The following is an 11,183-nucleotide window of genomic DNA, read 5'->3' as shown; positions in this document are numbered from 1 at the left end:
GGGCACCCGGCCCGGTCCGTATTCTTGTCCCTACGCAGCTGTCGGGGCTGTGACCAGGCCTGACAGACGGGATGCGGCCGACGATGAGCGAAGCGGACAGCGCTAGTGATGAGCGCATCGACATCGAGCGCGGGGAGCACGTCGTCATCGTCCGCCCGCACGGCGAGCTGGACGCCGCCCGCGCTCCCGCACTGCGCGGCATCCTGCTCGGCGTGCTCGCCGACCGTCCCGGTACGGATCTCGTCATCGACCTCCAGCACCTCACCTTCTGCGATTCCTCCGGCCTGAACGCCCTGCTGATCGCCCGTACCCAAGCGGAGAAGACGGGCAGGCCCCTCTACCTCGCCGCCCCCACCGAGCCGGTCGCCCGTCTCCTGGCCATGACCGGCACCACCCCGCTCTTCTCCATCGACCCGGCCCCGCCGCTCCTGTAGCCGGGTTCCGTCGCGGCCGAGCGTCCGCCGCCGCTACGTCTCGCGACGGCGGAAGGCGGTGCGGTAGGCGCTCGGGCGGTGGCCGGTGTGGCGGGCGAAGAGGGCGGCGAAGGTGCCGGGGTCCTGGTAGCCGACGGCCGCGGCGACGGCGGCCACGGTCCGGTCGGTGGTCTCCAGCAGATGGCGCGCGCGGCGGACCCGCGAGGCCTGGAGGTGCGCGAGCGGGCTGCGTCCGGTCTCCTCGGCGAAGCGGCGCAGCAGCGTGCGGGTGCTGACCCCGAAGGCGTCCGCCAGTGCGGCGAGGTCGTACCGTCCGGCGAGGTCCTGGTCGAGGCGGCGCATGACCCGCTGGGTGAACTCCCGGCCGGGCTGCGGCAGGAGCAGCGGGTCCACGTACGGGGTCTGCGAGGTCCGGGCGTCGTCGACGAGCGCCAGCCGGGCGGTGGTCCGGGCCACGTCGGCGCCGTCGTGCCGGCGGATCAGGTCCAGCGCGAAGTCGTACATGGCGCTGAAGGCGGCCGTGGTGGTCACCCCGGAGTCGGTGACGACCAGCTGCTGGGGACATACGTCGGCGGCCGGGCAGCGCCTGGCCAGTTCGCCGGCGTAGAGCCAGGAGGTGGTGGCGCGGCGCCGGTCGAGGAGCCCGGCCTCGGCGAGCAGGAACGCGCCGACGCAGAGGGAGACGACGGCGGTGCCGGTGGCGGCCTGCGCGCGGACCGCCGCGATCTCGGGGGCCAGGCGGGCGAGGCGCGCGTCGAGGTCCGTACCCGGGCGCAGCTCGAAGCCGGGGACCACGAGGACGTCGACCGCGTGCGGGGGACGTACGTCCAGGCTCGCGCCGCCGGAGGCGGTGACCCGGCGGCGGGGCGAGAGGACCGACACGCGGTAGCCGGGCGCGTCCGGTCCGGCGACGTGCCCGGCCATGGTCAACAGGTCGGGGACACCGAAGACCTCGGACGCGAAGCAGCCCGGGTACGCCAGGATCCCGATCCGCAGCGCGCCCGGCCCGGCGACACCCGGACCGTCCTGCCCCTGGCCATACCCCTGCGCCTCCGCCATTGTTTTCCGCCCCCCTGAGGTGTCCCGCGCATGCCGAGCGCGCAGGGCCCGTCTCCCCGTCGTGCGTGGCGAGATTACCCCCGGTCCCGGCGATCCCGCCCCTCCCCCTCCGCCCGGCGTCGGGCGGAGGGTGGCTCCATGAGCGACGACGATCCGATCAGCGACTTCATCCGCCGGGGCGTGACCGTGGAGGGGGTGGAGAAGACGGTGTACGTGGCCGGGGCCGGGCCCGCGGTGGTGGTGCTGCCCGAGATGCCCGGCATCAGTCCCGATGTCCTGCGACTCGCGCGCTGGGTGCGCGACGCGGGCTTCACCGTCCATGTGCCCTCCCTGTTCGGGACGGACGGCGCCTTACCCACAGCCGAGGGCGGCCGGGAGGTCGTCCGCCGCGCCTGTGTGAGCGCCGAGTTCCGCGCCTTCGCAGGGGGCGGCACGAGCCCGGTCACGGCCTGGCTGCGCGGCCTGGCGCGCCAGGCGCACGCCGAGTGCGGCGGGCCCGGCGTGGGCGCGATCGGTTTGTGCTTCACCGGCAACTTCGCCCTCACCATGGCCCTGGAGCCGGCGGTGATCGCCCCGGTGGTCAACCACCCGTCGCTACCGCTCGACGACCCCGGCGGCCTCGAACTCGACGCGGAGGACGGGCGTGCGGTGCGCGAGCGGCTCGACCGCGACGGGCTCACCGTCCTCGCCTACCGCTTCGAGGGCGACCGCTGGTGCACGGGGCAGCGCTTCGCCGCGTACCGCGCGCTGCTCGGCGACGCCTTCGACGGGCGGGTGCTGCCGGACAGCGCCGCCCACCCGGCCCCGCCGCCCTTCTTCGCCGACCTGGTCGGCACGCCGCACAGCGTGGTCACCGCCCACCTGGTCGACCGGGCCGGCCACCCCACGGTCCGGGCCCGCGACGAGATCCTCGCCTTCCTCACCGCCCGGCTGCTCCCGTACGGGTCCGGTACGCGCCCGGGGTGACGCCCTCCCAGCGGGTGAAGGCGCGGACCAGGGCGGTGGCTCCGCTCAGGCCGACGAGGGGGGCGATCCGGTCGAGCGGCAGATCCGTGGTCTCCAGCAGGCGGCGGGCCCGGCGGTGCCGGGCGGCGTCCAGAAGGGCGCGCCAGGAGGTGCCCTCCTCCTGGAGGGCGCGGCGCAGGCTGCGGGGGCTCAGGTGGACGCCCTTGCCCGCGTCGGCGGGGCCGGTGCCGTCGAGCGGGGCGTGGTCCAGCCACCGCCGGACGGCAGCACGCAGGTGGTCGGGCGCGGCCTCGACGGGAACCTCTACCACAACGTCCAGTCGGCGAACGGGGCGTGGCAGGGCTGGAAGCCGGTGGCGGGGGTCGGGAAGGCCGCGGCCTTCGGCGGTCCCGAGTTCGCGATCACCGGGTTGCCCGACGGTTCGGCCCAGTTGATGGCCGTGGGCAACGACGGTTACGCGTACCACAACGTCCGCCGGGCGGACGGGTCGTGGCACGGGTGGTCGGCGGTGGCGGGTGACGGCGGCACCGGGCTCCTGCGGATCACGAAGGTGTCGGCGGCGGGCATGCCCGACGGGTCGGCCCGGTTCCTGGTCTTCGGGGAGGACGGCCGGATGCGGCTGGGCACGCGCCGGGCGGACGGCTCCTGGAGCGGCTGGGCGGTGGTCGCGGGCGTCGGCGCACCCGACTTCCGGGGGTCCGCCCTGGCCATCGCCGCGCTGCCGGGCGGTGACGGCCAGATCGCGGCGATCGGCCTCGACGGCAACGTCTGGCACACGGTCCTGCGCGCGGACGGTACGCGGCAGGGCTGGAGCGGGCCGCCCGGGGTGTCCACGCCCCGGATGGGCGCGAGCGCGATCGCCCTCACCGGTATGCCGAACGGGGAGAGCCGGCTGCTCGCCGTCGGCCTGGACGGCAACGTCTGGGACACCGTCCGCGACCGCGGCGGTGTCTGGGCGCCCTTCCGTCCGGTCCCGGGACCGCAGCGGCCGGGGGCCGACGGCGGGAGCTTCCCGGGCGACCAGGTCGCCCTCGCCGGCCTGCCCGACGGGTCGGCCCGGGTCCTGGTGACCACGCGCTGACGGGGGTGGGGTGAGCGGGCGCGGCAGGCGGCGCCCGCTCACCTCTGTTTCGCCCGGCCGGCGGCGCCCCGCGTATCAGGGGGTGATGACGAGCTTCCCCCGGACGTGGCCGTCGAGCAGCGCGGTGCGGGCCTCGTCGATGGAGGCGAGCGGGAAGGTGCGGGTCTCGGCGACGCGCAGGGCGCCGGCGGTCACCGCGGTGGCGAGGCGGGTCATATCGCCGCCGGCGGGCTGGTAGGAGAAGTTCACCGCCCTGACCCCCTCGGCGGCCAGCGCGTCGGGGTCGGCGGCGAAGACGGTGCTGAGCAGCCGGCCGCCGTCGCGCAGCAGCGGTGCGATCCGGGTGGAGACGGTTTCGGCGTCGTCCACGAGGTCGATGACGGCGTCGATGCCCTCGGGGTGGGCGGAGCGGACCGCGTCGGCGACATCGGTGGTGTGGTGGTCGATGACCTCGTCGGCACCCAGGGAACGGGCGTAGTCGTGGTCCGTGCCGGCCGCGACGGCGATGACGTGGGCGCCGTGGCCGGCTGCCATCTGGAGCACGTAGGAGCCGACGCCGCCGGTCGCGCCGACCACCAGGAGCCGTTCGCCCTCGGTCAGGCCGAGCCAGTCCACCGCGCTCTGCGCGGTCCCGCCGGTCATCGGCAGTGCGGCGGCGGCCACCGGATCCAGGCCTTCGGGGCGCGGCGCGAGGGCCGCGTGCCGGGGGGCGGTCATGTAGGCGGCGAAGGAGCCGTGGGCGAAGGTGCGCGGCCACACCAGTCCGAACACCTCGTCACCCACCGCGAAGTCGGCGCCCTCACCGGCCGCGGTGACGGCGCCGGCCACGTCGAACCCCAGGGTCAGGGGGAAGGAGAACTCCGCTCCCGAACGGGCCAGCTGCCCTGCGGCCGTCTTGAAGTCGAGGGGGTTCATCCCGGCGGCACGCACCTTGATCTGCACCTCGCCCGGCGCGGGGTCCGGTACGGGGAGCTCCCGGAGGGTGGGGGTGTCGCCGAAGGCGTCGATGGCATAAGCGCGCATGGGGGAAGACCTTTCGAGAACGACCGCCTGCCCGACGGCGGGGGCGGGCGCCCGAGCGGACTCCCGCCTGATCCGCCAAGGATCATCACCCGCGACCGCCCGAGCCCCCCGCCCGCACGCCCCCGACCCCCCAGGACCGACCCGAATGGCGTACGCGCCACCACCGCTGCCGTCGGCGGCGCCCCCGGGACCCCTCGGGGTCAGACGCGGTCGGCCGCGATCAGGACGTACTGGAAGGAGCCGTCCCGGTAGGAGTTGATGAAGGCCTCTTCGATGCCGGTGACCAGGGAGGACGTGGCCCGGAGCTGCCAGTACGGCAGTGTCTCGGGCGTCAGGTCGATGACGGTCTGCGGGACGAGGCGGTTGTCGGCCATCGCCCGCATGTACTCCCGGCGGGAGTGGATGTTGCACTCGAAGTGCGCGTTGATCTGCGAGACCCACTTGGAGGGCTGGCCGTAACGGGGGTTCCAGCAGCCGGTGATGGTCACGTAGCGGCCGCCGACCGCGAGGACGCGGGAGTGCTCGGCGAACAGGTCGTGCAGGTCGACGTACATGCTCGACTCGTTGTTCCACGAGGCGGCGGCCGAGCCCGTCTCGAAGGGCATGTCGAGCATGTTGCAGACGCGGGCCCGGACCGAGCCGTCGATGCCGAGCTCGCGGGCGCGCCCGTTGGCGAACTCGGCCTGCTTGGCGGAGAGCGTGACGCCCTCGACCTTGCAGCCGAACCGCTGGTGGGCCATGACCATCGAGCCGCCACGGCCGCAGCCGGCGTCCACGAGGGTGTCGCCCGGCCCGATGTCGCCGAGGTGGTTCAGCAGGACCTCGGCCTGCGCCGACTCCAGGCGGTGGAGTTCGGCGACCAGCCGCTCGGGGTAGCCGCTGTCGGAGGCGTCGCCGAGGGCGGCGTGGTCGATGTCGCCGATCCCGTAATGGTGGTGGTAGAGGCCGTCCACGTCGCCGAGGCGCAGGTTCACCGGCCGGGCCTCGTGGTCCCAGTAACGGGCGATGTCGCCCTGGTAGGGGGTCGCCGGGCCCGGGATGAACGCGGAGGCCGGGGCGGAGGTGGCGGTCATGGTCATTTCGGTGCTGGTCACAGGGGGTCCGTCCTTACCAGAAGTCGGGCAGGCTGTAGCGATAGGTGTTGGTCTGGTGCCAGTAGTGGTTGCCGTCGACCCATACGGCCACGCCCCGCAGGAAGCGCAGCACGGCCGGGACGGGGCAGGCGGCGGCCAGGTCGGCGGCCGCCGTCTCGAAGGCGTGCATGAGGTCGTTGTGGACCTCGACCGCCTTGAGGTAGGCGTCGCGAACGGAGCGGTCTTCGCGTTCGGCGATCACCACGGGAAGGTTCAAGTGCCGTCCGGGGGTGGCGAGTTCCTTGGTGTATGAGTACAGGTCGTTGACGATGGTGGTGGCGTTCCCGGCGAGCGCGATGACCCGCTGCATGGCGGGCTGGGCGTGCAGGTCCGCCGGCAGTTCGTAGCCGCCGACCGTGTCGGTGATGGTCGGGCACGGGCGGAAGTTGTTGAACTGCCGCATCGCGAGGTATTCCCACACCTCCGGGACGTGGTCCGTCTCGGCCCAGGCTGCCTCGGCGAGGTACCCGAGGTGCAGGCGGGCCATGTCGTGCCGGTACCGGTCGGACTGGGAGGGGCTCGCCGCCCGGACGAAGTACTCCATGGCCGATCGGTAGGCGCGCCGGGGGGCGTCGGAGTGCAGGGACGCCGCCCACGCGGGGTGGTATTCCGCCGTCGTGTGGAGCGGGTCGAGGGCGGTGTGCGCCAGCAGCAGCCGGCCGCCGAGCCCGACCGGCGATCCCCCGTGGTCCTCGCAGTAGACGTCGTCGAGGGCGTTCTCGGCCGCCATCAGCCGGGTGGCGATCATGAGGTGGTCGACGGTGGGCGCGTCCGGATGGCAGGCGACCATGTAGCGGCCCAGCGAGAACCCGTCGAACTGGTCCTCCCAGTCCGGGGGGAACAGCTCGACCTCCTCCACCGCCCAGGTCTTGACCCTGCGGCCGACCTCCTCCACCCGTACGGGGTCCGGTTCCGGGACGGGGTGGTGGTAGAGCCCGGGAATCGGGTTGCCGGGAGCCGGTTCCGGCGGCTCGGTGGCGCTCTCCGGGGGCCCGGCCGCGGGGTCCGGCGGTACGGGCTGCTCCGCGCGCGGGGTCAGCCGCAGCCCCGCCGTGCCCGGGCCGCTGGGGCCGCGCAGGAGGCGTTCGAGGGCGGGGCCGGACGTACGGGCCCCGGCGGCGTCCTCCCGTACGGCGTCCGGGACCGGGCCGCCGCCCGCGCCGGGCGGTGTGGGGCGGGGGCCGGGGAGGGTTCCCGTAGCGGGGAGGGCGAAAGAGGGCGCCGGGGAGGCGGCGGCGGAGAGGCTCGGCTGCAGGGGGGAAGGCCCGGGGTCGGGCATCCGTGGCTCCTTGGCGGGGTGGTGGATGGTCCGGGTCCGGTCGTCGTCCGCTAGTCGCGCCTGCGGCCGATCTGTACGTTCTCCAGCACGCCGAGCGCGTCGGGCACGAGGACGGCGGCGGAGAAGTAGGTGGTGACCAGGTAGGAGACGATCGACCGCTCGTCGATGCCCATAAAGCGCACGGACAGGCCCGGCTCGTACTCCTCCGGCAGTCCGGTCTGGCGCAGGCCGATGACGCCCTGGTTGTCCTCGCCGGTGCGCATCACCAGGATCGAGGTGGTGTTCTCCTTGCTGATGGGGATCTTGCCGCACGGCAGGATCGGCACCCCGCGCCAGGCCGGGACCTGCTGGCCGCCGAGGTCGACGTGGTCCGGGTAGAGCCCGCGGGCGTTGAACTCGCGCCCCATCGCCGCGATCGCCTTGGGGTGGGCCAGGAAGTACTTGGACCCGCGGCGGCGGCAGAGCAGCTCGTCGAGGTCGTCCGGGGTGGGCGGGCCGGAGTGGGTCTGGATGCGCTGCTTGAAGGCGGCGTTGTGGAGCAGGCCGAACTCCCGGTTGTTGACGAGCTCGTACTCCTGGCGTTCGCGCAGCGCCTGGATGACCAGCCGGAGTTGCTCCTCGGTCTGGTTCATCGGGTCGTTGTAGAGGTCGCCGACCCGGGTGTGGACCCGCAGGACGGTCTGGGCGAGGGAGAGTTCGTACTCGCGCGGGTTGGCCTCGTAGTCGACGAAGGTGCCGGGCAGCTCGGGCTCGCCGCTGTGGCCGGCCGACATCGCGATCTCGGCTTCGCCGTGACGGTTCTGCCGCTGGAGCGGGAGCGAGCTGAAGTGCCGTACGTGGGCCCGCAGACCCGGCGCCGAGGACAGCACGGAGTCGAAGTCGGCGCGGGACAGGGTGAGCAGGGTCCCGGAGGTCTCGGCGGTGGCCGTGTACTCCCACCGGGCGTCGGCGTCCAGGAGGGCCTGCTCGCCGAAGTGTTCGCCGTCGGCGAGTACGGCGACGGCCAGCTCGTCGCCGTACTTGCCGGGGGAGGTCTGGCTGACGCGGCCGTGGGCGATCAGGTGGATGCGGTCGGCGGGAGCGCCGTGCTCGGCCAGGACCTCACCGGCGCGGAAGTCGTGCTGGACGCAGCGGCCGGCAAGGGCGGTGAGCACGTCGACGTCGTCGAAGCCGCGCAGCAGGGCGAGTTCGCCGAGCTCGCGGGGGATCACCCGGACCTGGGCGCCGTCCTGCACGAACTCGACCCGGCCGTCGCCGACGGTGTAGGTGAGCCGGCGGTTCACCCGGTACGTACCGCCCTTGGTCTCCACCCACGGCAGCACCCGCAGCAGCCACCGGGAGGAGATCTCCTGCATCTGCGGGGCGGACTTGGTCGTGGTGGCGAGGTTGCGCGCCGCCGCCGTACCGAGGCTGGTCTGCCGGGCCGGATCCGTCTGGTCCAACTGCGGCTCGGGGCTGGTGTCCACGGTCATCGGGCGGGCTCTCCTTCGTCAGGGTGGCGGTCGGCGGGGGCGCGGGTCATCCGGCGCGCGAAGAATCCAAGGGAGTCGGATATCCGGGCAATCCCGCCAGATCCACGAGCACAGTACGGCGGGGGCGAGCGCTCACCCCCGGTGATCCGGGAGCATTACCTCAATGCGGTGACCTTGCCCGGCGGGGTGTTTGGGGCTCACCCCAGCCACATTCCGGCCAGCTCGAACACGCTTCCCCGCCCGCGGCCGGGGGGCGCTCCGGCCACCCGGCCTCCTCACCGCCGACTCCCGAAACGCGGTCGACGGGCGCGCGGTGCCGTCTGATCAGCGTGAGCGTGCTCGGCCTGTGGATTGCCGTACCGCGGTCAGGAAGCGGCGTACCGTTTCCAGTTCGGATGGCTCGAAGTCTTCCGCCGCCGCCATCACCTCGGTGATCACCGGGCCGAAGAAGGCCCAGCCGAGGGCGGTGGCCTTGTCCTCCACCTCCAGGAGCACCCGGCGTCGGTCGGTGGTGTCCTTGGCGCGCCGGACCAGGCCGAGCCGCTCCAGGCGGTCCACGAGGGCGGTGGTGCCGGCGGAGTTCAGGCGGAGCTGCGCGCCGAGCCACCCGGGGGTGGCACGGGTGCCGGACCGTGCCGCGTCCAGCAGGTGGATCAGCGCGCGCACATCGGTGGGGTGCAGCCCGTGCCGGGCGGCGAACTCGGCGCCGAGCAGGTCGAATTCCACGGTGACCGCACGTAGCAGGTGAACCAGCCGCATCGCCGGGCTCTGCTCGTCTTCCATGCGCGCTCCCTCAGGCTTCCGCGTAATATCTCGCTCAGCGAGATTATCGTTCAGCGAGAGGAATCGCCCGCATGTCGCTGCCGCCGTCCGCCTTCGACCTCGCCTACGAGGAACTGCGCGCCCGCTGGCCCGCGTCCACCCAGGAGCGCGATATCGCCACGCCGTACGGCCGCACCCGCGTCCATGTGTACGGGCCGGCGGACGGCACCCCGCTGGTACTGCTTCCCGGCGGCGGCGCCACCGGACTGGTGTGGTTCGCCAACGCGGCGGCGCTCGGCGGGCGCTACCGCGTCCACGCGGTCGATCTGCTGGGCGACGCCGGGCGCACCGAGCGCCGGGGCACGCCGTTGCGGGGCGCCGACGACCTCATGGCCTGGCTCGACGCGCTGCTCGACGGGCTCGGGCTCGACCGCACGCTCCTGTGCGGGCACTCGTACGGGGCCTGGCTGGCCGCCCGGTACGCGCTGCACGCCCCGCGTCGGGTCGACCGCCTCGCCCTCCTCGACCCCACGCGGGTCTTCGCCGGGTTCCGCCCCGGGTACCTGCTGCGCGCACTGCCCACCCTGATCCGCCCGGACGAGGCCCGCGCCCGCGCCTTCCTGGACTGGGAGACGGCGGGCACCCGCCCGGACGAGGCGTGGCGGCGGCTGTACGCGCTGGCCGGCAGCGTTCCCGGCCGCAAGCTCATAGCGGGTGGCCGCCCCCGGGTCGCGGATCTGCGCATGCCGGTTCTGGTCCTCGTCGCGGAGCGCAGCCACGCCCACGATGCCGTCAAGGTCGCCGACAGCGCCCGGCGGACGCTCGCGCGGGGCGAGGTGGCGCTGGTTCCCGGCGCCACCCACCACTCCCTGCCGCTCACCGCGCCGCAGTGGCTCAACGGCCGGCTGATGCAGTTCCTGGGCTGCGGCGCCGCCGCCCGCCAGCGCGGGTCAGACGCGACGCCAGCAGGCCATCGCCCAGGAGAAGACGCCGAACAGCACGAGCCCGGCGGCGATCACCGCAAGGAGCCAGGGGCCCGCCGGGGTCCCGGTGAAGGTGCGGAGGGTGTCGTCGACGCCCTTCGCCTTGGCCGGGTCGTAGCTCACCGCGGCGTGCACGACGAAGGCGCCGGCCGCGGCGAAGACGGCGCCGCGTGCCAGACCGCCCGCGACCCCGAGGACCTCGACCGCTTTGCAGACCCACGGGGGCTGCCCGCCCATCGCCAGGTGCTTGCGGAAGGTGCGACGGGCCGCCTGTACGGCGATCACGACACCGCCGATGGCGATCCCCGCCCCGACCGCCCCCACCCACCACGGGCCGCCGGGTACGTCGAGCGCCCGGGCCGTCACGTCGCGCGACTGCTCGTCACCGGACTGGCCGCCCCCGGAGCCGGCGGCGAAGGACAGTACGGAGTAGGCGCCGACGCCGTAGAACACGGCCCGGGCCGCCGAGGCCAGTCGTTTGCCCGCCTTGTCCCCGTCGGGGCCGGCCGCGCCGAGTATCGCCTCCGAGAGCCGCCACAGCGTCATGCACACCAGGCCGATGCCGACGGCCCACACGAGGACGTTGCCGAAGGGCTTGTCCGCCAGTTGCTGGAGAGCCCCCGTACGGTCCGCCTCCTCGCCGCCCTCGCTCTCGCCGAAGGCCACGCGCACCGCGATCACCCCGGTGAGTACGTACAGCAGACCCCGGGTCGCCAGCCCGCACTTGGCCACCACCCCCCGGGCCGCGCCCCCCTTGGAGGCGGACCTTATGCCTTCACGTGCCGCTCTGCCTGCCGTCATGCCCCGCCACTACCCCCCGCCCCCCACTCCATGCCCGCCCTGCCACGGGCATGACAAGGGGCCGACAGGCGGGTACGCGAAGACGCCCGGCCGGGATGGTCACGGCGGGCGTCTCGCGTATGCGTATGTGTGTGTGCCGGTGTTTTAGTACCAGTGGTGGGACTGCCAGAAGTTCCAGGCGCCGACGGGG

Annotated in this window: 11 protein-coding genes and 1 pseudogene; 4 read left to right on the top strand and 8 right to left on the bottom strand. The window is 73.8% G+C overall.

Annotated elements, in window-relative coordinates:
- Positions 1–83 precede the first annotated feature (83 nt).
- On the top strand, positions 84–434 hold the full coding sequence (locus ACZ6ZT_RS24530; RefSeq protein WP_469722031.1) for an STAS domain-containing protein: 351 nt from the start codon (positions 84–86) through the stop codon (positions 432–434).
- A 33-nt stretch (positions 435–467) separates the two neighbouring features.
- On the opposite strand, the gene ACZ6ZT_RS24525 is transcribed toward ACZ6ZT_RS24530, so the two are convergent.
- Positions 468–1,493, bottom strand: a complete 1,026-nt coding sequence (locus tag ACZ6ZT_RS24525) for a GlxA family transcriptional regulator (RefSeq protein ID WP_469722030.1) — start codon at positions 1,491–1,493, stop codon at positions 468–470.
- 138 nt (positions 1,494–1,631) lie between these two features.
- Here ACZ6ZT_RS24525 and ACZ6ZT_RS24520 point away from each other — a divergent pair, with 138 nt between their 5' ends.
- Complete coding sequence (locus tag ACZ6ZT_RS24520; RefSeq protein WP_469722029.1) at positions 1,632–2,459, top strand: dienelactone hydrolase family protein; 828 nt, start codon at positions 1,632–1,634, stop codon at positions 2,457–2,459.
- On the opposite strand, the gene ACZ6ZT_RS24515 is transcribed toward ACZ6ZT_RS24520, so the two are convergent.
- Positions 2,413–2,769 carry a helix-turn-helix domain-containing protein gene (locus ACZ6ZT_RS24515; RefSeq protein WP_469722028.1) on the bottom strand — a complete coding sequence of 119 codons (357 nt, stop codon included), beginning with the start codon at positions 2,767–2,769 and terminating at the stop codon, positions 2,413–2,415. The two genes, ACZ6ZT_RS24520 and ACZ6ZT_RS24515, sit on opposite strands and share 47 nt — an antisense overlap.
- Here ACZ6ZT_RS24515 and ACZ6ZT_RS24510 point away from each other — a divergent pair.
- Positions 2,734–3,540: a PLL family lectin gene (locus ACZ6ZT_RS24510; protein ID WP_469722027.1), complete on the top strand. Its 807-nt coding sequence runs from the start codon at positions 2,734–2,736 to the stop codon at positions 3,538–3,540. The two genes, ACZ6ZT_RS24515 and ACZ6ZT_RS24510, sit on opposite strands and share 36 nt — an antisense overlap.
- Before the next feature lie 75 nt (positions 3,541–3,615).
- Here the strand turns inward: ACZ6ZT_RS24510 and ACZ6ZT_RS24505 are convergent, their stop codons facing one another.
- The 5 genes from ACZ6ZT_RS24505 to ACZ6ZT_RS24485 all read right to left on the bottom strand — a co-directional run bounded on the left by ACZ6ZT_RS24505 (position 3,616) and on the right by ACZ6ZT_RS24485 (position 9,230).
- Complete coding sequence (locus tag ACZ6ZT_RS24505; RefSeq protein ID WP_469722026.1) at positions 3,616–4,563, bottom strand: NADP-dependent oxidoreductase; 948 nt, start codon at positions 4,561–4,563, stop codon at positions 3,616–3,618.
- A 200-nt stretch (positions 4,564–4,763) separates the two neighbouring features.
- Positions 4,764–5,642, bottom strand: a complete 879-nt coding sequence (locus tag ACZ6ZT_RS24500; RefSeq protein WP_469722198.1) for a geranyl diphosphate 2-C-methyltransferase — start codon at positions 5,640–5,642, stop codon at positions 4,764–4,766.
- Positions 5,643–5,670: 28 nt separating this feature from the next.
- On the bottom strand, positions 5,671–6,975 hold the full coding sequence (locus ACZ6ZT_RS24495) for a family 2 encapsulin nanocompartment cargo protein terpene cyclase (protein WP_469722025.1): 1,305 nt from the start codon (positions 6,973–6,975) through the stop codon (positions 5,671–5,673).
- A 50-nt stretch (positions 6,976–7,025) separates the two neighbouring features.
- The gene (locus tag ACZ6ZT_RS24490; protein WP_469722024.1) at positions 7,026–8,447 is read right to left on the bottom strand and encodes a family 2B encapsulin nanocompartment shell protein; all 1,422 of its coding nucleotides are present in this window, start codon (positions 8,445–8,447) and stop codon (positions 7,026–7,028) included.
- 324 nt (positions 8,448–8,771) lie between these two features.
- A complete protein-coding gene (locus ACZ6ZT_RS24485) occupies positions 8,772–9,230 on the bottom strand; it encodes a MarR family winged helix-turn-helix transcriptional regulator (protein ID WP_469722023.1) in 459 nt (152 codons plus the stop codon).
- A 71-nt stretch (positions 9,231–9,301) separates the two neighbouring features.
- Between ACZ6ZT_RS24485 and ACZ6ZT_RS24480 the strand changes: the two are divergent.
- Positions 9,302–9,697 (top strand): annotated as a pseudogene (locus ACZ6ZT_RS24480) (alpha/beta fold hydrolase); the annotation flags it as partial.
- A gap of 462 nt (positions 9,698–10,159) precedes the next feature.
- Here ACZ6ZT_RS24480 and ACZ6ZT_RS24475 read toward each other — a convergent pair.
- A complete protein-coding gene (locus ACZ6ZT_RS24475) occupies positions 10,160–10,993 on the bottom strand; it encodes a DUF1206 domain-containing protein (protein ID WP_469722022.1) in 834 nt (277 codons plus the stop codon).
- Positions 10,994–11,183 lie beyond the last annotated feature (190 nt).

The organism is Streptomyces sp. NPDC102258 (assembly GCF_055584685.1).
The sequence above is the reverse complement of the archived record's forward strand: the minus strand, read 5'-3'. Positions and strand labels throughout refer to the sequence as shown.